This is a genomic window from Pontibacter mangrovi (genome assembly GCF_006385705.1).
In the GTDB taxonomy this organism is placed as follows: domain Bacteria; phylum Bacteroidota; class Bacteroidia; order Cytophagales; family Hymenobacteraceae; genus Pontibacter; species Pontibacter mangrovi.
The window spans coordinates 37,272-60,013 of sequence record NZ_VFRQ01000016.1 but is presented as its reverse complement, the minus strand read 5'-3'; the positions used below and the strand labels follow the sequence as shown (position 1 = coordinate 60,013).

General features: G+C 52.7%; 18 protein-coding genes. 13 read left to right on the top strand and 5 right to left on the bottom strand.

Annotated elements, in window-relative coordinates:
* The first annotated feature begins 163 nt into the window (after positions 1-163).
* From FJM65_RS19670 to FJM65_RS19655, 5 genes are all read left to right on the top strand, one after another.
* Positions 164-889, top strand: a complete 726-nt coding sequence (locus tag FJM65_RS19670; protein ID WP_140623805.1) for a DUF6088 family protein — start codon at positions 164-166, stop codon at positions 887-889.
* 1 nt (position 890) lies between these two features.
* A complete protein-coding gene (locus tag FJM65_RS19665; RefSeq protein WP_239023034.1) occupies positions 891-1,625 on the top strand; it encodes a nucleotidyl transferase AbiEii/AbiGii toxin family protein in 735 nt (244 codons plus the stop codon).
* Between the two features lie 20 nt (positions 1,626-1,645).
* Positions 1,646-1,870, top strand: coding sequence for a hypothetical protein (locus FJM65_RS21595; RefSeq protein ID WP_239023033.1), 225 nt, complete (start codon positions 1,646-1,648; stop codon positions 1,868-1,870).
* Positions 1,871-2,011: 141 nt separating this feature from the next.
* On the top strand, positions 2,012-3,319 hold the full coding sequence (locus FJM65_RS19660) for a hypothetical protein (RefSeq protein ID WP_239023032.1): 1,308 nt from the start codon (positions 2,012-2,014) through the stop codon (positions 3,317-3,319).
* A 35-nt stretch (positions 3,320-3,354) separates the two neighbouring features.
* Positions 3,355-4,140, top strand: a complete 786-nt coding sequence (locus tag FJM65_RS19655) for a PhzF family phenazine biosynthesis protein (RefSeq protein ID WP_140623803.1) — start codon at positions 3,355-3,357, stop codon at positions 4,138-4,140.
* Between the two features lie 597 nt (positions 4,141-4,737).
* Here the strand turns inward: FJM65_RS19655 and FJM65_RS19650 are convergent.
* The gene (locus FJM65_RS19650; RefSeq protein WP_140623801.1) at positions 4,738-5,871 is read right to left on the bottom strand and encodes an RNA-guided endonuclease TnpB family protein; all 1,134 of its coding nucleotides are present in this window, start codon (positions 5,869-5,871) and stop codon (positions 4,738-4,740) included.
* A gap of 129 nt (positions 5,872-6,000) precedes the next feature.
* Between FJM65_RS19650 and tnpA the strand changes: the two genes are divergently transcribed.
* The gene (gene tnpA, locus FJM65_RS19645) at positions 6,001-6,336 is read left to right on the top strand and encodes an IS200/IS605 family transposase (protein ID WP_181163809.1); all 336 of its coding nucleotides are present in this window, start codon (positions 6,001-6,003) and stop codon (positions 6,334-6,336) included.
* Between the two features lie 30 nt (positions 6,337-6,366).
* On the opposite strand, the gene FJM65_RS19640 is transcribed toward tnpA, so the two are convergent.
* From FJM65_RS19640 to FJM65_RS19625, 4 genes are all read right to left on the bottom strand, one after another.
* Positions 6,367-7,434 carry a nucleotidyl transferase AbiEii/AbiGii toxin family protein gene (locus FJM65_RS19640; protein ID WP_140623797.1) on the bottom strand — a complete coding sequence of 356 codons (1,068 nt, stop codon included), beginning with the start codon at positions 7,432-7,434 and terminating at the stop codon, positions 6,367-6,369.
* A gap of 15 nt (positions 7,435-7,449) precedes the next feature.
* Positions 7,450-8,154, bottom strand: coding sequence for a DUF6577 family protein (locus tag FJM65_RS19635; protein ID WP_140623794.1), 705 nt, complete (start codon positions 8,152-8,154; stop codon positions 7,450-7,452).
* A gap of 254 nt (positions 8,155-8,408) precedes the next feature.
* Positions 8,409-8,909, bottom strand: coding sequence for a DUF4920 domain-containing protein (locus tag FJM65_RS19630; RefSeq protein ID WP_140623792.1), 501 nt, complete (start codon positions 8,907-8,909; stop codon positions 8,409-8,411).
* A gap of 216 nt (positions 8,910-9,125) precedes the next feature.
* A complete protein-coding gene (locus FJM65_RS19625) occupies positions 9,126-10,883 on the bottom strand; it encodes a M14 family metallopeptidase (protein ID WP_140623790.1) in 1,758 nt (585 codons plus the stop codon).
* A gap of 329 nt (positions 10,884-11,212) precedes the next feature.
* Between FJM65_RS19625 and FJM65_RS19620 the strand changes: the two genes are divergently transcribed.
* The 7 genes from FJM65_RS19620 (at position 11,213) to FJM65_RS19590 (ending at position 22,742) form a co-directional block, all read left to right on the top strand.
* Positions 11,213-12,853, top strand: a complete 1,641-nt coding sequence (locus FJM65_RS19620; RefSeq protein WP_239023031.1) for a glycerol-3-phosphate dehydrogenase/oxidase — start codon at positions 11,213-11,215, stop codon at positions 12,851-12,853.
* A 12-nt stretch (positions 12,854-12,865) separates the two neighbouring features.
* A complete protein-coding gene (glpK, locus tag FJM65_RS19615; RefSeq protein ID WP_140623788.1) occupies positions 12,866-14,350 on the top strand; it encodes a glycerol kinase GlpK in 1,485 nt (494 codons plus the stop codon).
* Between the two features lie 31 nt (positions 14,351-14,381).
* Positions 14,382-15,113, top strand: a complete 732-nt coding sequence (locus FJM65_RS19610) for an MIP/aquaporin family protein (protein WP_140623786.1) — start codon at positions 14,382-14,384, stop codon at positions 15,111-15,113.
* A gap of 183 nt (positions 15,114-15,296) precedes the next feature.
* Entirely contained in the window at positions 15,297-16,640 is a 1,344-nt protein-coding gene (gene glpT, locus FJM65_RS19605; RefSeq protein ID WP_140623784.1) for a glycerol-3-phosphate transporter, read from the top strand.
* 16 nt (positions 16,641-16,656) lie between these two features.
* Positions 16,657-19,905: a SusC/RagA family TonB-linked outer membrane protein gene (locus tag FJM65_RS19600; protein WP_219856008.1), complete on the top strand. Its 3,249-nt coding sequence runs from the start codon at positions 16,657-16,659 to the stop codon at positions 19,903-19,905.
* Positions 19,906-19,989: 84 nt separating this feature from the next.
* Positions 19,990-21,435 carry a SusD/RagB family nutrient-binding outer membrane lipoprotein gene (locus FJM65_RS19595; protein ID WP_140623782.1) on the top strand — a complete coding sequence of 482 codons (1,446 nt, stop codon included), beginning with the start codon at positions 19,990-19,992 and terminating at the stop codon, positions 21,433-21,435.
* A 104-nt stretch (positions 21,436-21,539) separates the two neighbouring features.
* Positions 21,540-22,742, top strand: coding sequence for a phospholipase D-like domain-containing protein (locus FJM65_RS19590; RefSeq protein WP_140623780.1), 1,203 nt, complete (start codon positions 21,540-21,542; stop codon positions 22,740-22,742).

The following is a 22,742-nucleotide window of genomic DNA, read 5'->3' as shown; positions in this document are numbered from 1 at the left end:
TTGATTCTTCTTTTACAGGAAAGCTCAACTTAGTAAGGTGGGGGCTTCCTGCCAACATTTTAAGGATAGGACGTTTTTGCATGTCAAGTATTTTGCGCAAAATACTTGACAAATAGCTGTGCAGTATTATCTTTGCTTCTGTGAAGTAATGTGTTGTTAATCAATGAACATAACAGCGAAAATAGAATACGAGATCAACAAGTTACAGGAAGGAACCACGTTTAAATACCAGCAGCTTGGTATTGACCGGGGAAAATATAATGCCGCTGCCAAAGCTATTGAAAGGTTTATCAAGAAGGGTGTCATCAAGAGATTAACTACCGGAGTATTCTACAAACCCAAACAATCTGTATTCGGTGAACTGAGGCCAAGGGAAGAAGAATTACTGAAACCATATCTATTCCAGGGTAAAAAACGCATTGCATACATTACCGGAGGATCATTATACAATCGTATGGGGCTGACAACGCAGGTTCCTCAAGCCATTAAAGTGGCCAGCAAAGCAAAACGTGTGACAACCAAAATTGGGAAAATTCAGGTAAAGCCGGTCAAAAGTTATGTAGATGTTAACAACGAGAACTACTACCTGCTTGAAATATTAGATGCACTCAAGGATTTTAAGACCATACCTGATTTGGACAGAAAATCGGCTATCATTTTACTAAAGAATGAAGTAAGTAAACTTACGGATAATGACCGCTCAAAGACAGTCCAGTATGCTTTACAATATCCGCCTAGAGTACAAGCGTTGCTAGGTGCTATACTTGAGTTTTCCGGGGAAAGGAACAGCGCTGAGATTTTGAAAAATAGTCTAAATCCACTTACCTCCTATAAACTCGGAATCAAAGAAGTAATTTTGCCAACTGCACCGAATTGGAATATATATTAACATGAACCTGCACAGCAACAAGGAACTATTACAGGATGCTATCCTTGCCACGGCAGCGTATCTTGACATGCGGGAGGTCTATGTGGAGAAGGATTATTGGGTAACATTTGCATTATATGAAATATTTCATTCGAGTATAGCCGGTCAGGCAGTTTTCAAAGGTGGCACTGCACTTTCAAAATGTCATAAGCTGATAGAGCGGTTTTCGGAGGATATCAATATGGTGGTACTGCGTCATGCAGATGATAATGATAACCAGTTGAAAAGGAAAATTCGGGCAATCAGTAAGGTGGTAGATAGTGAGATTCCCGAAATAGAGGTAGAAGGGTTAACCAACAAGAGGGGAAACATTCGGAAAACTGTTCACCGATACGATAGGATCTTTGATGGAAACCTCGGGCAGGTAAGGGAGCACATAGTCGTGGAAGCTACTTGGTTAGGGAATTTTGAACCATTCTCTGAAATGCCGGTCAGCTCCTATATCTATGAAATGATGAAAGCCAAAGGACAGGAAGAGCTGATCGAAAAGTATAACATGGCTCCATTTACCGTCCAGGTATTGAGTAAGCTGAGAACATTGTGTGAGAAGATCATGAGCTTAGTCAGGTTTTCCAGATCAGAAGATCTAATAGCAGATTTAAGGAATAAAATCCGTCATGTATACGACATCCACCAGATGCTGAAAGATGACGAGTTACGGCGATTCTTCAGAAGAGTGAGTTTGGTGAAATGCTAGTAAAAGTCGGTCAGGATGACATGATTGGCTACAAGAACAATAATGCCTGGCTATCAGAACATCCTGCCACAGCATTAATTTTTGATGAACCTGAAAAAACATGGAAACAACTGAGGAATGAATACAATGGCAAATTTAAAGAATTAGTAACGGGTGTACTTCCAGCAGAAGGAGCATTAATTGACACAATACATGAGGTAGCAAATCACCTTAAAGAAATAGCATGGCACATCAAAGGAGCGTAAGGCCTTTTAGCTATCAACTATGCATTAAGACTTGCAGCTAGTGCCAGAGAATGTCTGCTTACGTTCAGACTATTGCACACTAGCCCTTCATTTAAAACCCTTAAATTGCCCCATAACCCATACTTTATAAATCACCCTCCTATGAAAAAAGCACTTTTGCTCCTTTTGGCCGCCTGCTGCTGGGCCTGCACTGCTTCGGAAGAAACCGAACAGAACGTGTTGCCGATGGACGAGCTGGCTGAGCGCTACGTGAAGACCCTGCTTCGGCTGGGGCAGTACGACAGCGATGTGGTGGATGCCTATTATGGCCCCGAGGAATGGAAGCCCACCGAAGCGCCTGCTGACTCGCTGCCGGCCGATGCGCTGCTGTCAGAGTTTCAACTGATTCAGGATAACCTGCAGGCGCAGCCCACTGATACGCTTTCCGAACTGGAGAAGCGCCGGCTGCTGATGTTTCAAAAGCAGGTGCGGGCCGCCATCACGAAAGTAGAGATGATGCAGGGTGAAAAGTATGATTTTGACGAGGAGGCCAAACTGCTCTACGACGCCGAGCCGCCGCACTACCCACAGGCTTACTTCGACTCGCTGCTGGCCGCCATCGACGCCGACCTGCCGGGCACAGGAAGTATAGCCGACCGCTGGGCCGCCTACCAGGCAAAGTTTGAGATACCCAAAGAAAAGCTGGACACGGTTTTCCAGGCGTCCATCACCGAGGCCCGGAAGCGTACCAAGGCGCATTACCAGCTACCTGCCAACGAGAGCTTTAAAGTAGAGTTCGTAACGGATAAGCCCTGGTCGGGCTACAACTATTTCCAGGGCAATGGCTATAGCCTGATCCAGATCAACACGGATTTTCCGATTTACATAGAGCGCGCCATCGACCTGGCAGGCCACGAAGGATACCCGGGGCACCACGTGTTCAACACGCTGCTCGAGCAGCACCTGGTCAATGAACTGGGCTGGAAGGAGTATGCGATCTACCCGCTGTTCAGCCCGCAGTCACTGATTGCCGAGGGTAGCGCCAACTTTGGCGTAGAAGTGGCTTTCCCGGCACACGAGCGCGTTGATTTTGAGAAGGCGGTGCTCTTCCCGCTGGCCGGCCTGAATCCGGCCGAGGCAGAGCGTTACTACAGCATCCTGGCCAAAATTAACAAGCTTAATTTTGCCGGCAACGAGGCGGCACGGCGCTACCTGAACGGTGAGATTACCCGGGAAGAGGCCGCCGACTGGCTGGTAAAGTATAACTTTTATGAAAAAGGAAAAGCCCTGCAGCGCACCCGCTTCATAGACCGCTACCGTAGCTATGTGATCAACTATAACCTGGGGCAGGAGCTGGTGCGGCAATATGTAGAGGCGCAGGGCGGTACTGCCGATCAGCCTGAAAAGCGCTGGGAGGTGTTCGGCCAGCTGCTTTCTACCCCCAACACGGCCTCTATGCTGCAGGAGTAGGCATAGCAATTTGTTTAACTCATACACGAAGCGACATGAAAATACAACTCTACCAGGTAGATGCGTTTACCGATAAGGTGTTTGGCGGAAACCCTGCTGCCGTATGCCTGCTGGAAAACTGGCTGGATAATGACGTCCTGCAAAAGATTGCTGCCGAGAACAACCTGGCTGAAACTGCTTTTGTGGTGCCGAAAGGGGAGGCATACGAAATCACGTGGTTTACGCCGACCGTGGAGGTGGACCTGTGCGGCCATGCCACGCTGGCGGCAGCTTACGTGCTCTTCACTTACAGCGGCCATGCTTCCGAGCTGATCCGCTTCCACTCGCGCCGCAGCGGCATCCTCACGGTCGAGAAAAACGGAGAGGCCCTCACGATGGACTTTCCGGCGGATGAGCTAACTTTTGCCGAAACCCCGGATGCGCTGGTGACAGCGCTGGGCAAAGCTCCCCTGGAAGCCTATAAAGGCAAAACCGATTACCTGCTGCTGTATGCTTCTCAGGCAGAGGTAGAAGGTTTTCAGCCGGATATTGCCTTGCTCAACACCGTGCCGGCCCGTGGTGTTATCGTGTCAGCCCCCGGCGATACGGTGGATTTTGTCTCCCGCTTCTTCTGCCCGCAGGTTGGCATTCCCGAGGATCCGGTGACAGGATCGGCCCATACGACGCTCACACCTTACTGGAGCAAGAGGTTAGGCAAAAAAGTGCTGCAGGCCAGGCAGCTCTCAAAGCGACAGGGTGCGCTGCAATGTGAGTTTCTGGGCGATCGGGTAAAGATAACTGGCAAAGCCGTTACCTACCTGAAAGGGGAAATTGAAGTATAACACAAATTGTAGCCCTTCGGTTATGCAGCATTTAAAATTTGCTCATCAGAACCTCGATACTCGTCTTAGATGTTAGTATTTTTGCATGTCATTACGATAAAATCTTTCAGAGACAAGGAAAAAAAAGATATGGTATCAGGTCGAAGAAAATGCCAAAGGAGATCCGGCACATAGGCAGACGGAAATTGAGGTGCTTCATAACTCACAGGATTTACCTTTGCTTAAGGTTCTGCCATCAGCACTAATGGTCTAGCCTACATAGGAAAATAAGTACCCTCGCCCTGCGTACATTACTTTTGGTCGGGCATGTGCTTACTGGAATCTAACTTCCACTAAGTAAATCCAGAACTGTGTGATATAACCATAAGAGCACACGAGCCGGAAGGATACAACATAGCTGTTGCTTTCCAAGCCTACCACACTGTCTTTCAAGGAAAAGAACAGAATTAAAGAGTGCTTCTGGCGCATTAATTGTGGGTCCAAGTTAAGTTCTTCCCAGAAGATTAGGCTTACTATTCATATCCTCTGCTGATATGCCTGGTACCAGTGAACTACCGCTACCCTAAAGGGATAGCGGCTTCGTAAGCAACGTATAGTCTACTGACTTGCGTTAACGCTTGCGGGTTGGTTCCTCCACCCAAATGTTTTTATATTTCTCGCTGCATTTACATCTCTGTCGTGAGTGGTTGCGCATTTAACGCACGTCCACTCACGATGATGTAATTTCAACTCTTTGTTGATAGTACCACAATTCGAACATATCTTGCTACTTGGCTCGAACCTACCGATGTAGATGATGTTATTTCCGTACCATTCAGCCTTGTAGTTGAGCATCATCTCGAACTTGTGCCACCCGACTTCACCGATAGCCAGCGCCAGCTTGCGGTTCTTCATCATACCAGCAATATTCAGGTCTTCCAACACAACCGTATCATATCGCCTGATGAACTCAGTTGAAACTTTGTGTAGGTAGTCCTCTCGCTGATTGCTGACACGCTCGTGCAACCTGGCTACCACCATCCTCTGTTTGTAGTAGTTCTTAGACTGCTCTTTCACGCCTTTCCTGAACCTACGATTCAGTATGCGCTGCTCAACCCTCAGTCTTTTCAGGTTCGTCCTGAGTGTCCTGATGTTGGCAAACGAAGCACCATCCGACAACGTGGCAAAGGTTTTGACACCCATATCCACCCCAATGGCTGTCTGTTCGGTTATCGCTTTCTTCGCTGGTATACTTGCTTGGTTCTCGACAAGTATACTCACAAAGTACTTACCTGTTTTGGTCTTGCTGACCGTAACGGTTTTGATTACACCCTCAAACTTTCGGTGGAGTACCACCGATACGTTTTTGAGTTTAGGCAGAAAGACGGTCTGGTTCTCAAAGTTTACCCTCACGCCTTGCGGAAACTGAATAGACTGTTTAGAGTACCTGTTCTTGAACCTGGGGAAACCACCGCCTTTGAAAAAGGATGTGTAGGCGTTATCCAGATTCCTGAGCGACATCTGCAAGGTCTGCGAAGGGCATTCCGACAGCCACGTAGCATCGGTATCCTTTAACTCCTTCATCTGGTTTGCAAGCTCAATACAAGTCAGGTTCTTTTTGGCTTGTACCCATGCTGCAATCTTTGTCTCTAATCCTAAATTGAATACAAACCTACAGCTACCAAAGAACCGTTGGAGTTGTTCTTGCTGGGCAGGCGTGGGGAGCAGGGCGTATTTGTAGGACTTTAACATAGCTACACAAATATACGTTTCCTTACAAAAACAATATATCTCCTGTAAGGTATATCTTAGCTTGTTGCACGGAAACAGGCTGCCACTCGAAGAACCATTCAAAGAAGAACCATTCAAAGTTTACATTTCGTGTTTGCCCTCACGTATCGAAAGAAGCTACTGAACGGTTCTTTCAAGGACGACCTATGGCAGATTATCTATCAGGTTTGCCAGCAGAAAGGTTATCGGGTTGACCCTATGCAGAGCGATGGTGACCACCTGCACATTCTTGTTGACATAGACGCATTGGATGTGGCACACCAGCTAAAACAAATCAGCACGTACAAGATATACAACAAGCACCGCAACTACCTGAAAAAGCACTTCTGGAAAGAAAATACACTGGGGTCTGATGGCTACTTCGTCTGTTCAACGGGTAAGGCAAGCACCGAAACGAACCAAAAGTGCAGTGAAGAACAGGGCTAACCTGAGCGTGGTAGTGTTCGCTTACATCCCCTACCCTAAAGGGATAGGGGTTTTACACTCAAAATGATAAAAGAAGGCTTCAGGATTTGATTTCTTCAATTTATTGAGCTTTGTGTCAAAGGGCTCCCCGATGATACAATTTTTTACCTGCATGGGCTCTCCGCTGTATTTGCTTAGTTCCTTTGCCCCCGCCTTTACGGCAGAGGCCAAATAGGCTGCCTTTGAAGCGCATGTAATCGCTCTTTCTACATGATATGGTTCTGAGAATATAAAGTGCTTAATTTGGTTTATTCCTGACATGAGAGCCGCGTAATTACCGGTGCCGCTTTGCCCGCGTGTGCAGATTGTCAAAGCCGTTCCGAAGATATCATCTAGCACGTCAACTGGCGTTTTCTCTAGCTTCCTATAGCCTAGTTCTGTTTTGGCGAAGGCGTTAAATGTAGAGCAGACCACTTCCCCGTCCTCGGCAAAGGTGCACAGGCACCCTATGTCATACAGCTGCTTGATGATCTCCATGGCTCTGCTATGCCCATTCTTCTCATAAGGAATACCTGTTGTATCCGGAGCGAAGGCAGTCAGCTTATCTCCTAAAATATCCTCAAAAGAAGGCACCCGCACCAGTAGTGGTTCCCCAACCTGGCGCACAAAAGAAGAGTCTATAGGAATGAATTTAATAACTTTATAGGCAGGCTCCTCAAAAAGTATATCCAGTAGGATGTACTCTTGGGTTTGCCTGGTTTTATGGCTTGCCGCATAAAAGAATTTGTAATGCGCTTTTTCTATTCTGGAGCCATGGCTTCTCTCCTGCAGTTCAAAGTGGGTAAACCCTTTCGCTCTCACTATAGTCTCGAAGGCCTGAGCCAGTTCTCGTTTCTCTGGCAAGATGATGTCAATATCAATGGAGAGCCTTTTGGTGCTTTCCATCATCAGCATCAGCGAAGTGCCTCCCTTAAACACGAAAGGCAAATCCGCCTCGACAAGACCCTCTAGCAAAAGCAGCGCGCGCACAACCTTTTCCACTAGAATCTTGTCGGCCTTCCTGTGCCTGTTTGATACTTCTATAAGCCAGCTTATGTCTAAGGATTCTTTAGAAATCATGCTATCAGCTTAATGTCAGAATGCCGCCAAGTTACAACCTTTAAGGAAGCAGAGTAACTCCTCTTTTTTCTGCTTTCTGTCGGCGTATCTCAGCAGCTTGCTCTGGTTCACCGTGTACGTCAGAAAGGCGTTCTTGAAAATGTACGTCATTTCATATCCCTTCAGGAAATTAAATTCGCTCTCGGTAAATACATCAACTAGCAGTTTCTCAATAGTAATGGTGTTTATTTTGTTCACCTTTTGTGTTGGCGCCTCGGTGACAAGGGGCCTGACGAGGATGGCACTGTACTTTTCTTGGGCATTAGTTTTACTAAATTCTTTATCGGGCTTGTGAAGCACATGCTTGTATTTCTCAGTTAGCAGATGGTAGACAGACTCCGTTGAGTCCCTTTCGACTTCAACAAGGATAAGGTTTATGTTTGGAATATGCTGGGCAAACTCCTTCATCGCATCAAGGCTCCAGACGCAGCACTCCAGGAAAGGCAGGTCCCGTTTTAGCTGCCTGTAGATGCTAGCCTCTTTCTTGCTCACCTCTGGCTCAAAGCTCACCCCTTTGCCTATTTTGAACACCCCTCTTCCAATCCTTTGGATTACTCCCTTGCGGACAAGGTGATAAACTCTCCAGTTGATCGTGCTCTGCGGAATCTCATCCCCATACCGTAGGTAAAAGTCTGAAATATCGGAAGTGGTGAAGGAGCTCGCTTTTTCAAATTTTTTCACCAGTTCGGCAGTATACAGTTTATTTTCGATAAATTTATTTTTTTTACAAAGGAACCAAATTATCGGCAGTAATTCCAGTTTACTGCCGATAATTTGATTTTCGGACTCTTAGGATTCAGCTATTAAGAGGCAAAAGCCTCCCTACATGGTTGGGAAGCGCTATTCAGGGAGGTTGGGTAGCCAACAGATTTTCCATTTAGCCTAACGGAACCTTATGGGCCAAGCAAGCCTCCGAAATATAACGTATGGCTTTCTTATTTCAGGATCACGCCATCGGCTACAAAGCGCAACTCCTCGCGCGGTTCTGTAATGGCCGCTATCTCCTCGGCTGACTTCCCGGCGTCCTGGGCAAAGTGGCGCAGGTCTTCCACCGATACCAGCTCGCGTTTGGCCGTGCCGGTAAATACCACTTGCCGACCCGCCAGGTCCTGGGTGGGCACAAAGAAGCCGTAGTCGCGGAAGGTCACCTTCATGTTGCCCTCATCGCCCAGCTTCACATCCATCCAGCATCCTTTTGACTGGCAACTCTCCTTAATCTCTGCCGCTACTGTGGCTTGTAAAGAATCTTGCCCGGCGACGGCCTTTACGAGCTCTGTGGCCGAAAGGACATTTTCCTCGGCAAAGGAGGCACCGAACGTGGAGTCAGGTGCAGCAGACTGGGTCTCTGAAGTAGCCTCGGCTTGGGTGGCAGGCTGGTGTTGGTTGCACGCAAAGGTAATGGCGGCTAAGCACAGCAGGAGCGTCGCTTTTTTCATGGAAGTAGCTTTAAGTGAAAGTTCTACACAAATATACCCATTCAGCGCGCAGCTGCAAGCCGCCTTTCCAAGTATAAAAGCCGCTGCCTTCTGCTCAAACGGTGTATCTCCTTGTTTCATCTACGCTTCAGTCAGTCTCCGGTGAGCAATAGCGGGTTCAACTAAAAAAAAAGCCACCCCGAAGGGTGGCTTTCCTACTGCTTGGCAAATGATTCCTTACAGCGGCAGTTTCACGTCCTGCATCAGGCGGCCCACCGGGTACATCATGTGGGTATACTCATAGTGCGGCGTGTTCTTATAGACAAAATCAAGCTGGGCGCGGGCGCTTTTGGCAAACTCCGGATCCTGCTTTTTGCGCTCCTCCAGCTTCTTACGAAGCGTCGGATCCTTGCGGAGGTACTCAGCAGCCAGGTCCTCAAACACATAGCTCGAGAAGTACTCTTTCTGCATCAGGATGCCATCAAAGAAGTTCCAGGCAAAGTATGAGTCTACGGCCTGCGGCTCCAGCACCTCCACTAAAAAGCGGTTAGCCGGCTGGTTGAGGTATACCACGTAGTCACCTTTAAAGAACTGGCGCGGCATGTGGCGTGTCTCCACTTGCACGCCCGAATGCAGGTAATGCCCCTCATAGGCGCGCGGGCTGGTCTTGTAGTCGGTAATGTAGTAAGTATCCAGGGTGAGCGTAGTATCGCGCTGCAGCTGCTGCAACTGCACCCCGTCCGTTTTTAAGCGCTCAATTACCTCGCGCCAGGCCTGCGGAATGATGTAGGCCACGGGTTTTTCTACCGTTACAGTGGGTGTGAACTCATCGTAGTACTTGATCTTTTTGCTGTAGGGCGACTTGCGGTCATAGTAAAGGCGCTCCAAACCGCTCACCTCGCTCGGTTTATACCTGGCCTCATAGCCTAGCAAAGGAATCTGCGCCACCTTGGTCGTATCCAGTTGCCAGTCAAGCGGGAATTTCTGCTGCGCGAGCGTTTCCCGCTTGGCCTGCTGGCGCAGTCTGCCGATCTCGTCGGCGTCGCGGTGAATGGTTTCGATCATGTTCTCCATCAGTTTATAGGTGGCGTCCACCCGCTGATGAAAGGGCTTGAGCATGTGGGTTTCCGGCACAAAGCCGATGGTGTTATACAGGGTGGTATAGCCCGTAGCGTAGCGCGGCGACTCCATAAAGCCTATGATGCCGCTTTCCGGCGTCTCGGCCGGGTGGTTCATATAGGGCACCATCGGGAACTTGTCCTTTTTCATCTCCGCATAGAGCGTGGGCACCATCTTGCCGCTCAGGTAGCTGGCCAGCGTGGGGTTGAGTTTGTTGTGCTGCGTGGCGATGAGTGTCATCACGTGCTGGTAGTCGGCTCCGTTAGAGGTATGGTTGTCCATGAACACGTCCGGGTCCCACTCGCGGAAGATCTGGTGGAAGGTCTGGGCGTTGCGCGAGTCGGTCTTGATGTAGTCGCGGTTCAAATCCAGGTTGCGGGCGTTGCCCCGGAAGCCATACTCTTCCGGGCCGTTCTGGTTCGTGCGCGTATGGCTGTTGCGGTTCAGCGCCCCGCCGATGTTGTAGACCGGAATGATGGCCAGCACCACGTTGTCGAGCTGTTTGCGCAGCTTTTTATCTTGCAGGTAATCGCGTACGAGCATCATCGTCGCATCTATGCCCTCCGGCTCTCCGGGATGGATACCGTTCTGGATCAAAAGGATGCGCTTGTTCTTCTGATGGATGGAGGCCGGGTCAAAGTCCTTGTCCGTGGAAACGATCACCAGGTGCAGCGGCCGCCCCACATCAGTCATGCCGACCGGCGTCATCTGCACCTCCTCATAGGCCTCATCAAGTTTCTGGTACCAGGCAATAGCCTCCTGATAGGTAGCAGTCTGGTTGCCGTTGCCCTGTTCGTAGGGCGTTTTCAGGTCAGGCTTCTCTTTGGCGGGCGCGGCGGTATGCAGCAGGGCAGCGAGTAATACAGTCTTTAGCATGGTTTCGTTTTGTGAAAGATCAGAAAACAATGATAAGCATTTCTGTGAAAAAACGCGTGCTCAGGGCGCCTCCGATTTGCCTGCGGCATGCTTGCCCGGGGTTTCCTTAGAAGGGGTGAGCGACGAGTGCTGGCAGTTTTAATAAAGCGGTACCAGGGCTTCCGTTTGGCGGAAGGTGGTTTTACAGGCTTTAGGGCTGAATTCTAACCGGTTAGTGCTGAATCACTTTTTATATAGAAAAAATGGTGAGTTTTGTTTGATTGTTGTTTTGTTTCGTTTACTTTTATATTCGAAAGTATAAAAAATAAAAAAGTAAACTTAAATACGTTTTGGGAAACGAAAAGAAATATACTGGGTTTCCGTTTAGCCGTCCGGCACAACTGCAGGCGCTGGAGCAGGAGAACCAGGTATGGGATGTAGTGGTGATAGGAGGCGGCGCAACGGGATTAGGTGTTGCCGTGGATGCAGCTTCCAGGGGATACCGCACGCTGCTGCTCGAGCAGGCGGACTTTGCGAAAGGCACCTCGAGCAGGAGCACCAAGCTGGTGCACGGCGGCGTGCGCTATCTGGCGCAGGGCGACATCAGCCTGGTGTACGAGGCCCTGCACGAGCGGGGGCTGCTCATTCAGAACGCGCCGCACCTGGTGCGTTTGCAGTCTTTTGTGATTCCGAGCTACAGCCTGTGGAACAAGATGTTTTATGGCGTGGGCCTGAAAGTATACGATTGGATGGCGGGCCGTTACCGGATACACAAGACCACCCTGCTGAGCAGGAAAAAAGTGAGTCGCCTGTTGCCAAACGTTAAAAAAAGCGGCTTGGTAGGCGGCATTGAGTACTACGACGGGCAGTTTGACGATGCCCGCCTGGCCGTGAACATGGCCCAGACCTGCGCAGAGCAGGGCGGCGTGGTGCTCAACTACATGAAAGTGACGGGCCTGCTGAAAAAAGAGGGCGGGCAGATCGCCGGGGTGCAGGCCCAGGACCTGGAAAGCGGCCGCAGCTATGACCTGCCGGCCAAGGTGGTGATCAACGCCACGGGCGTGTTTGTGAACGATGTGCTGCAAATGGACAGGCCCGGCGAAAAGCCGCTGGTACGGCCAAGCCAGGGCGTGCACGTGGTGCTCGATCAGTCTTTTCTGAAAGGCCAGAACGCGCTCATGCTCCCCAAAACGCCGGACGGGCGCGTGCTTTTTGCCGTGCCGTGGCACGGGCATGTGCTGCTGGGCACAACCGATACGCCCCTGAACGACCCGAGCCTGGAGCCGACGGCGCTGGAAAGCGAGATCGACTTTATCCTGGAGACGGCCGGGCAGTACCTGGAAAAGAAACCGACACGCCAAGACGTGCTAAGCGTTTTTGCCGGACTGCGTCCGCTGGCAGCGCCCACCAAAAATGCAGGCAGCACAAAAGAGATCTCCAGAAGCCACAAGCTGATCGTTTCCCCATCGGGGCTGGTGACCATAACAGGTGGTAAATGGACAACTTACCGCAAGATGGCCGAGGACACGATGGACAAGGCCATCACGGTGGCGGGGCTGCCGGTGCACCCCTGTAACACTGCCGAACTGAAAATACATGGGGCAGGAAACGAAAAAAATAATATATTAGAGGTTCTGAAAATCTATGGAACGGATGCAGACGGCATCACGGCCCTTCTTTCTTCTCATCCCGCCCTCGGTCAAAAGCTGCACCAGGGCATGCCGCACCTGCAGGCAGAGGTCGTGTGGGCCGTTCGAAACGAAATGGCCCGCACCGTGGAGGATGTGCTGGCCAGGAGGTTGCGGGTGTTGTTCCTCAACGCCAGGGCAGCCATCGACATGGCTCCGAAGGTGGCGCAGCTGATGGCCACGGAGCTCGGGATGGACACAGCATGGCAGCAGCGGCAGGTAGCAGAGTTCACGGCCCTTGCCAACCATTACCTGCTCGAGCCTTACCGGAAGGAGGCCACCGAAACAGTAAACCAGGCTTAAAAACCAGCGTCTATGCAGAAATATATACTTGCTTTTGATCAGGGTACCACCAGTTCCAGGGCCATTGTTTTTGACCAGCAGGGCGGCATCAAGGCCATCGCCCAGAAGGAGTTCAAGCAATATTACCCGCAGCCCGGCTGGGTTGAGCACGACCCGAACGAGATATGGTCCACGCAGATTGGCGTGGCGGCCGAGGCCATTTTAAAAGCAGGGCTGCAGGCCCGGGATGTGCAGGCGATCGGCATTACCAACCAGCGCGAGACCACCGTGGTGTGGGACCGGCGCACGGGCAAAGTGGTGCACCAGGCCATTGTCTGGCAGGACCGCCGCACCTCAGCTTACTGCGACAGTTTAAAGGAGCAGGGGCACGAGCAGCTGATCCGGGAGAAGACAGGGCTGGTGATCGATGCCTACTTCTCGGCCACCAAGATCAGGTGGATCCTGGACAATGTGCCCGGCGCCAGGGAAAAGGCCCAGGCCGGCCATTTGGCCTTCGGCACGATCGACACCTGGCTTATCTGGAAGATGACGGACGGCAAAACCCACGTGACGGATGTCACCAATGCCTCCCGCACCCTGCTTTATAATATCCATACCCTGTCCTGGGATGAGGAGCTACTTGCCCTTTTCGATATCCCTGCCAGCCTTTTACCGGACGTCAAAGCCTCCAGCGAGGTCGTAGCCCATACTTCCGGCTCCCTTTTCTCCACGCAAATTCCCATTGCAGGCATTGCCGGCGACCAGCAGGCAGCCCTTTTCGGGCAGATGTGCACCAAGCCGGGTATGGTCAAGAATACCTACGGCACCGGCTGCTTCATGCTCATGAACATCGGCCAGACACCGATCGTCTCGCAGCACAGGCTGGTGACCACCATTGCCTGGAAGCTAAACGGACAGGTGCACTACGCCCTGGAGGGAAGCATCTTTATTGCCGGCGCTGTGGTGCAGTGGCTGCGCGATGGGCTGGGCATCATCTCTTCCTCGGCCGAGGTAGAGCAGCTGGCCCGCCGGGTAGAAGGCAGCGACGGGGTATACCTGGTGCCTGCTTTTGTAGGCATGGGCGCCCCGCACTGGGACCAGCACGCCCGCGGCACCATGGTGGGCATGACCAGGGGCACGACGAGCGCACACATTGCCCGGGCCGCTTTGGAAAGTATTGCCTACCAGACCTATGAGGTGCTCAAAGCCATGGAAGCGGACGCGGGCATTACCATCAAAGAACTGCGCGCCGACGGCGGGGCAACGGCCAATGACCTGCTCATGCAGTTTCAGGCAGACATCCTGGGGGCAAGCGTGGTAAAACCCGAGGTAACGGAAGTAACGGCCATTGGGGCAGCCTACCTGGCCGGCCTGGCGACGGGCTTCTGGAACAGCGTGGAGGATATACAACAGCAATGGAGCGTCAGCAGGCGCTTTGAGCCGGATGAAAACCTGCCGGCAGAGGACCTGCTGCAAGGCTGGCACAAAGCAGTAAAGGCGGCAAAAGCCTGGGTATAGTCAATCTAAAAGCGAAAGATAAAGAAAAGCGATGTCAGCGTTTACAGCAGAATTCATCGGTACCATGCTCCTGATCCTGTTAGGCAACGGGGTGGTGGCCAACGTGGTGCTCAAAGGTACCAAGGGCAGCAATGGTGGCTGGATTGTCATTACCACGGGCTGGGCCCTGTCGGTTTTCAGCGGCGTGGTGATTGCCGGGCCCTACAGCGGGGCGCACCTGAACCCGGCCGTCACGCTGGCCCTGGCCTTGGCCGGCAAGTTTGGCTGGGAGGGGGTGGGCAGCTATATCCTGGCGCAGATGCTCGGGGCTATGACCGGCGCCCTGCTGGTATGGCTCATGTACAGGCCGCACTTCGATGCCACGGAAGACGGGGAGGCAAAGCTGGCCTGCTTTTGTACGGGCCCTGCCATCCGGCACCGGGCCTCCAACGTCTTCAGCGAGGCGCTGGGCACCTTTGTGCTGATTTTTGTGATATTTTATTTTACCAACCCGGAGCTGGGAAATGAGAAAACCCCGATCGGGATGGGCTCGCTGGGCGCTATTCCGGTGGCGTTTCTGGTATGGGCCATTGGCCTGTCACTGGGCGGCACCACAGGCTATGCCATCAACCCGGCCCGCGACCTGGGCCCCCGGCTGGTACATGCCCTCATGCCCATCAAAAACAAGTGCCACAGCGACTGGTCGTATGCCTGGGTGCCGCTGGTAGGCCCCGTGGCAGGCGCAGCAGTGGCGGCAGGGCTCTTTATATTACTAAAAGGTTAAGCTTCTGCGGAAGCCGGTGCCTTTCTATATAGTTTTTTAGTTTTGCGTTCGGTCAGCGAATCTGATGAACTGTGAAACGAAGCAAAATAAATCGAAAAAGCGTGGGGCAGCTAAAACGAATCAAGGCGCGCCAACCCGCTTTCTTCATAGGAAACACCTGACGGAAGTATATTTACGAATTTTATGAAACTTATCTCACCTGCACAGCATGCCGAACGCCTGCCGCTAGAGCGGATAGACCCCGAGTACAAACGCTTGCGACTACAAGTGTTTCTGGGCATTTTTATCGGGTATGCTGGCTATTACCTGGTCCGAAAGAACTTCTCGCTCGTCATGCCTGACCTGATCGAGCAAGGCTACTCCAAATCTGACCTCGGCATTGCCCTATCCGGCGTGTCGGTGGCTTACGGGCTCAGTAAATTTTTGATGGGCAACGTGTCCGACAGAAGCAATGCCCGGATATTTCTGAGCCTGGGGCTGTTGCTCTCGGCCCTTACCATGATCGGCATGGGTGTGTTTCCCATCGCCACCAGCTCTATCGCCATTATGTTTACCCTGCTTTTCCTCAACGGTTGGTTCCAGGGAATGGGATGGCCTCCCTGTGGCCGGGTGATGGTGCACTGGTTCTCCACCAAGGAGCGTGGCACCAAAATGTCGATCTGGAACATTGCCCACAACGTGGGCGGCGGACTGGTGGGGCCGCTTGCCATTGCCGCGGTTGCCCTGTTTGGCACCTGGGAGAGTAAGTTATACTTTCCGGGCCTGATCGCGGTGCTCTCGGCCATGATTGCCTACATGCTGGTGCGCGACACGCCGCAGTCCTGTGGCCTGCCCACGATCGAAGAGTATAAAAACGACTACCCGAGCAATTATACCGAGGACCACGAGAAGGAGCTATCGGCCAAGCAGATCCTGTTTGACTACGTGCTCACCAGCCGCGTGCTCTGGTATATTGCCTTTGCCAATGCCTTTGTGTACCTGGTGCGCTACGGCATCCTGGACTGGGCGCCTACTTACCTGGAAGAGGCCAAAGGCTTCTCGGTGAAAGAGACCGGCTGGGCCTATTTTGCCTATGAGTACGCCGGCATTCCGGGCACCCTGCTTTGCGGTTGGATCAGCGATAAGGTGTTCCGTGGGCGCCGTGCCCCTGCCACCATCATTTACATGGTGCTGGTGCTGGTGGCCGTGCTGGTATACTGGAAGAACCCTGCCGGAAACATCTGGGTGGATAACGCGGCCCTGATCGCCATTGGCTTCCTGATCTACGGGCCGGTGATGCTGATTGGCGTGCAGGCGCTGGACCTGGTCCCTAAGAAGGCGGCCGGTACCGCGGCGGGCCTCACCGGCCTGTTCGGCTACATGGGCGGTGCCCTGTTTGCCAACATCGCGATGGGCTTTGTGGTGGATGCCTGGGGCTGGGACGGGGGCTTTATCGTGCTGGTTGCGGCCTGCGTGCTGGCGATTTTCTTCACGGCCCTCACCTGGAACAAAGAAACGAAACATTACAACCTAAATAAGATCACCTAATTAAGCTCTTTATCAAATGAAAAAAAATCTACCACTATCCCCAAAAGGTAGGCACAGGATCAGCCGGGCAGCCATGCTCTCCCTGTGCCTCTGTTTGGCAGGGCCAAGCCTAGCTGAGCTGTCGGCAGCTCCCCTGTCTGAAAAGCTTGCCCAGGGCGAGCAGGTTGCCGTAAGCGGAACCGTGACGGACAAAAACGATGGCATTCCCTTGCCAGGTGTTTCCATTGCCGCCAATGGAAAGCCCATCGGCGTGACTAACCAGGACGGCAAGTTTGAGTTGAACGTAGAAAAAGGCGCTGTGCTGTCTTTCACGTTCATCGGCTACAAGGCGGGCAGCGTGACGGTGAACCAGCCGCAAACGAACCTGGCCGTGGAACTGCAGATAGACAACCAGCAGCTCTCGGAGGTAGTGGTAACCGCGCTCGGCATCGAGCGGGAGAAAAAAGCACTGGGATATGCTGTGACGGAGGTAACCGGGGAGGAAATCAGCGCGGCCCGCTCCAACAACTTTGCCAGCGCCCTGTCGGGCAAGGTAGCAGGCCTTAGCCTGACGCCTACCGGCGGCGGCCCGCTGAACTCTTCCGTGATCAAGCTGCGCGGCGATAACTCGCTCGACCCAACCAAAAACAAGGCGCTCATCATCCTGGACGGCGTGCCGATGAACAGCGGCATGGAGAGCTCCGGGGTGGGCAATGCCTACCAGGCCGGCTCGGGCAGCGATGTGCCGATCGACTTTGGTAACGGCATCGCCGACATCAACCCCGACGACATTGAGTCTGTGACGGTGCTGAAAGGTGCTGCGGCGGCTGCCCTGTATGGCTACCGTGCCGCGAACGGCGCCCTGATCATCACCACCAAATCCGGGCGCAAGCGCAAAGGGCTTGGCGTGACGGTCAACTCCAACATCAGTTTTAACGACATCCTGAAGTGGCCGGACATGCAGTATGAGTATGGCCAGGGCAACAACTATAGAAACAAGGACGGCGAGCTGTACTATTCTTACGGGGCGTCCGAGGACGGTTCCAACACGGGTAGCACCAGTAGTGCTTTCGGCCCGAAGTTCGACGGGCAGTACTTCTACCAGTATGACCCGACGCTGGAAGGCCAGTCAGCAGAGCGCCAGTTGTGGAGACCCTACAAAGACAACGTAAAGGGCTTCTTCCGTACCGGCCACACGGTGGCAAACAGCGTGGCTGTGGAAGGCGGTGGTGAGAACGGCTCGGCGCGTGCCTCCATTACGCATACCAAAAACGAGTGGATCATGCCTAATACGGGCTTTGAGCGCCTGAACACAGCCCTGAGCGTGAACCAGAAACTAACCAACAGGCTTAGATTGACCTCAAAGATCAACTTCTCGCACAAGCACAGCGACAACCTGCCGGCCACAGGCTATAACAACCAGTCGATCTCTTACTTCATGATCTTTCAGAACCCGAACGTAGATTTGGCCTGGTATAAGCCAAGATGGCAAAAAGGGCAGGAGCAGATCTCACAGATCCATCCCTTCAGCTCGTACATAGACAACCCCTACTTGATTGCCTACGAGATGCTTAATGGCGTGGATAGCTACAATACCACCGGTAACCTCACGGCCAATTATGAGCTATCCTCTAAATTTGACTTGATGGTGCGGGCCGCCATAGACATGACGAACGAGGAGCGCACGACGCGCCGGCCATGGGATACCAAGAACTTCAGCAAAGGCTACTATAAAGAGCAGAACATCAACGACAGGGAGACGAATACCGACTTTTTGTTGACCTACAAAGACAAGTTCTCCAGTGACTTTGACTTCAGGGCATCGGTGGGTGGCAACATCATGAAATCCTACCTGAACAGAACCAATGCCTCCATTGAGGGCCTGAACGTGGCGGGAACCTATACGCTGTCTAACGGCATCAACCCGATCATGACGAATAACCGCCGCTACAACAGAGAAGTAGAAAGTGTGTATGGCCTGGCCTCCCTTTCTTACCTGGACAAGATCTTTGTGGATGTGACGGCGCGTAACGACTGGAGCTCCGCGTTGCCGGTAAAAAACAACTCGTTCTTTTACCCCTCTATCAGCACCAGCTTTATCCTGAGTGACCTGTTCACGCTGCCGCGCCAGGTATCTTACGCCAAGCTGCGGCTTTCTGTGGCAGAAGTAGGATCGGACTCGAACCCTTACCTGACCCGTAAATACTACAACTCAAGCTATTTCCCAGGCTCGGCTTCTATCCCGACTACGCGCTTTAACCCGGACTTTATGCCGGAGAATACCCGCAGCTACGAAGCAGGCCTGGAGTACCAGCTCTTCGGCGGCCGTTTGGGCATGGACTTGGCAATCTACCAGACCGTGACGGATAACCAGATCCTGGCTATCCAGCTGGACCCGACCACGGGCTACAACGACGCCATCATCAATGCAGGTAGAGTGCAGAACAGGGGCGTGGAGCTGTCCTTGACAGGTCGCCCGATTGAAACTGAGAACTTCAAGTGGAATACCACCATTACCTGGTCTAAAAACGACAACGAGATCCTGGAGCTGTCAGAAGGCTTTGAGGAGGACGAGGAGTATATCCTGGCGCAGGGCGGTAACGCCTATATCATCGCCAAAAAGGGCGGTTCTACCGGTGATATGTACGGCTACGGCTTTGTGCGCAACGAGGCCGGGGAGATCATTTACGAAGATGGCCTGCCTATCCGTCCAAAAGAAATCTCTTACCGCGGCAATGCCTATGCCGATTGGAGAGGCGGCTTCCTGAACGAGGTAACCTACAAGAACTTCCGCTTCAGCGCCTTGGTGGACGGACAGTACGGCGGGATGGTGTACTCGCAGACACACCACAAGATGAGTGAGCAGGGCAAGCTGGAGCACACGCTGCGCGGCCGTGAAGAAGGCTATATCATTGGCGACGGCGTGGTAGACAACGGCGACGGCACTTACTCTCCAAACGAGGAGAAAGTGGAGAACCTGGCCGCTTACTACAAAGAGTACTACCGCCGTGCCAACGTGGAGGCCAACTCATTTGACGCCTCTTACCTGAAGCTGCGCGAGGTGCGCCTGGAGTATAACCTGCCCAAAGCTATCCTGAGCCGTGTAGACTTCCTGCAGGGAGCAAGCCTGGCGCTGTATGGCCGTGACCTGGCCATGATCACCAACTTCCCGATGTTTGATCCGGAGGCTTCCGCCCTGAATGGTAACGTGCAGATGCCAGGTGTGGAAATGGGCCAGTTGCCAACGCCAAGAACATTTGGCCTGAACGTGAAACTGCAGTTCTAATAACGGCACAAACGAAATTATAAAGTATAAACGCTGCCGGCAAGTATAACACTTACTGCCGGCGGCCTTTACCAGAAGAAAGCCATGACAAAATATAACCGAATACTGTTGTTGTTCCTGGGTTTGAGCTGCATGGGGGTGGCCACCACTTCCTGCAACGACCACCTGGAGGAGCTTAACATTGACCCTAACCGCGTTGACAAGATCAACCCCGGGACCCTGCTTAACCCCATTATCTACGAGATGAGCACCTTTGGCACATCCCGTGCCAATGCCTTTACCTTTGAGATCATGCAGGTGCGCGTGCCTTTCCCGAGTGCTGCCGGTGGCGAGCACCGCTACGTGATCACCCAAGGGGCCGGTAACTCTACCTGGAACGCCTCTTACCGCTGGCTGCTGAACGTGAAGGAAATGGAGCAGGCCGCCATTGAGGCCGAGGCGCCAAACTACCAGGCCATCGCCCTGACGCTGAAAGCCTGGATCTATTCGAACCTGACCGATGCCTTCGGGGACGTGCCGATGAGAGAGGCCGTGAGTGCGGAAGCGGGTATCCTGAGACCGGCCTTTGACACGCAGGAGGATATTTATAAAACCCTGCTGGCGGACCTGGAGAAAGCCAATAGCCTCTACGATGAGGAGCAGCCGATGGCCTACGGTACGGACCTGCTGTACGGCAATGACATCAGCAACTGGCAGCGCTTCACTAACTCGCTGCGCCTGCGCCTTTTGCTGCGCGTGTCCAAGCGTGCGGAGATGAACTCGTTTGAGCGTATGGCCGCCATCATCAACAACCCGGAGGAAAGCCCGGTGTTCACCTCTAATAGCCAGGCTGCTATCCTGCAAATCACGGGTGTGGACCCAAATATGTCTCCGTGGGGCCGTCCCAGCGACTTTACCCTCAACACCGTCGGCTCGGAGTTCTTTATCGATAACCTGAACGAGATGAACGACCCGCGGGTCGAGAAGTTCTATACCGAGGCCAAGACCAATGACGGGAATGCCATGGGCTACAAAGGCGTGCCGAGCGGCTATGACCCGGCCCAGCAGTTTGATTACGTGCCTTCCGGCATGAACACAAAACTGGTGACTGCTCCGATGATCTCGGTGATCATGAGCTATGCCGAGGTGGAGTTCATCAAAGCAGAGCTGGCGCAGAAAGGCGTGATCAGCGACGATGCCCAGGCGCATTACCAGGCCGGCGTAGAGGCTGCCATCGAGCAGTGGGGTGCTGAGGTACCGGCAGACTATTTTGAGAACCCGGCTGCCGCCTACGACGGCACGTTCGAGCGCATCATGCTGCAAAAGTACCTGGCCCTGGTCTTCAACGACTACCAGCAGTGGTATGAGTACCGCCGTACCGGCCTGCCGGTGCTTCCGAAAACAACGGCCATGGAAAATGACCAGCAGGTGCCAGTGCGCTTCCTCTACCCGGAAGAGGTGAAAATCTACAACCGCGACAACTACGAAGCAGCCGTGAACCGCATGGGCGGGGACGACATCAACACCAAAGGCTGGTGGGAAAAAGATTAAGCAGTTTAGTTTAAGGTGAATATGGCAGGCAGGGCATAAAAGCCCTGCCTGATGTTGAACAGGTAAGGCTGCCTTCCTGGGGCAGCCTTACACAATTTCTTGCTATGCATTATTTAAAGACGTTCCTTTTCATTTCCCTTCTTGCCTTTGTCTCTGCCTGTGGCGGCGGGTCCGAAGACAGCCCGGCAACGCCGAAAGAAGAAGTCAGTACAGAACTGGTGCCCTACCAGGGTACTTTTCCACAGGCGATGTTTACAAGCCCTGCCGCCGTGGCCGGAGGGTCTTACTCGACAGAGATAATGGATAACCTGGTGGCCCTCATAGATGCCACGCCGGATGACGCCACCCTGTACATGTCTATTTACCTGTTTGATTACAAGGACCTGGTGGAGGCGCTGGAGCGGGCGGCCGCGCGGGGCGTGGAGCTGCACCTGATGCTGGACCTGAGCCGGGAAGACAGCCAAAAAACCAATCCCTATACGATAGATCAACTGAAAACAAAACTACCCGAGAACACCGACCTGGTGATTGTAGACAGCGATGCCAGCGCTACGGCCATCAACCACAATAAATTTGTGCTTTTCTCCAAACTTACCACGCAGGCAGGCAGTGCCACGAATGTGGTGCTGCAAACCTCCCATAACTTTGTGCTTTCCGGCACCCGAAAAATGCAGGACGGGGTGGTGCTGAGCCATGAAGGCCTTTACCAGGCTTTTAAAAGTTATTGGGAAGACATGAAAAAAGGGGCCAAGCAGGGGATGAAAAATTTCTCTTACAGGGAGTTCCATGATGAGGCCGCCGGTGTCTCAGCCTATTTCCTGCCCAAACGCCAGAATGGCGAAGCTTACGGGGAAGACGCCGTCATAGAGCTGCTGGACAGGATCACTGACCCGGCCACAGCCACAGTCCGCATCGGCATGTCAGACTGGACAGCCACGCGCATCAATGTGGTAGAGAAGCTGGGCGAACTGCACGAGCAGGGCGCCACCATCGAACTGGTTGTGAAAAGCAGCATCGACGCCGACGTGCTGCGCGGGCTGCGCACCCTGGAGGAGAAAGGCGTCTACCTGAAAGTATACAACATGACCGAATCAGGGCAGGCAAAGGTGAACATCCACTCTAAGTTTATGCTGATTGAAGGCGAGTGGGAGGGCGAGCAGGCGCAGGTGCTGGTGACAGGCTCGCACAATTTCACCCTAAATGCGCTCCGCAACAACAACGAGACCATCCTGCTGCTCAAAAACAGTGCGCTCTACAACGACTACATCGCTTATTATACAGCCCTGAAAGCCGCCCCCGGCTTATAA

Excerpts from the sequence above, each read along its gene's own strand:
- FJM65_RS19670 (WP_140623805.1), top strand. The coding sequence starts at position 164 with ATGAACATAACAGCGAAAATAGAATACGAGATCAACAAGTTACAGGAA.
- FJM65_RS19665 (WP_239023034.1), top strand. The coding sequence starts at position 891 with ATGAACCTGCACAGCAACAAGGAACTATTACAGGATGCTATCCTTGCC.
- FJM65_RS21595 (WP_239023033.1), top strand. The coding sequence starts at position 1,646 with ATGATTGGCTACAAGAACAATAATGCCTGGCTATCAGAACATCCTGCC.
- FJM65_RS19660 (WP_239023032.1), top strand. The coding sequence starts at position 2,012 with ATGAAAAAAGCACTTTTGCTCCTTTTGGCCGCCTGCTGCTGGGCCTGC.
- FJM65_RS19655 (WP_140623803.1), top strand. The coding sequence starts at position 3,355 with ATGAAAATACAACTCTACCAGGTAGATGCGTTTACCGATAAGGTGTTT.
- FJM65_RS19650 (WP_140623801.1), bottom strand. The coding sequence starts at position 5,871 with ATGTTAAAGTCCTACAAATACGCCCTGCTCCCCACGCCTGCCCAGCAA.
- FJM65_RS19640 (WP_140623797.1), bottom strand. The coding sequence starts at position 7,434 with ATGATTTCTAAAGAATCCTTAGACATAAGCTGGCTTATAGAAGTATCA.
- FJM65_RS19630 (WP_140623792.1), bottom strand. The coding sequence starts at position 8,909 with ATGAAAAAAGCGACGCTCCTGCTGTGCTTAGCCGCCATTACCTTTGCG.
- FJM65_RS19625 (WP_140623790.1), bottom strand. The coding sequence starts at position 10,883 with ATGCTAAAGACTGTATTACTCGCTGCCCTGCTGCATACCGCCGCGCCC.
- glpK (WP_140623788.1), top strand. The coding sequence starts at position 12,866 with ATGCAGAAATATATACTTGCTTTTGATCAGGGTACCACCAGTTCCAGG.
- FJM65_RS19610 (WP_140623786.1), top strand. The coding sequence starts at position 14,382 with ATGTCAGCGTTTACAGCAGAATTCATCGGTACCATGCTCCTGATCCTG.
- glpT (WP_140623784.1), top strand. The coding sequence starts at position 15,297 with ATGAAACTTATCTCACCTGCACAGCATGCCGAACGCCTGCCGCTAGAG.
- FJM65_RS19600 (WP_219856008.1), top strand. The coding sequence starts at position 16,657 with ATGAAAAAAAATCTACCACTATCCCCAAAAGGTAGGCACAGGATCAGC.
- FJM65_RS19595 (WP_140623782.1), top strand. The coding sequence starts at position 19,990 with ATGACAAAATATAACCGAATACTGTTGTTGTTCCTGGGTTTGAGCTGC.
- FJM65_RS19590 (WP_140623780.1), top strand. The coding sequence starts at position 21,540 with ATGCATTATTTAAAGACGTTCCTTTTCATTTCCCTTCTTGCCTTTGTC.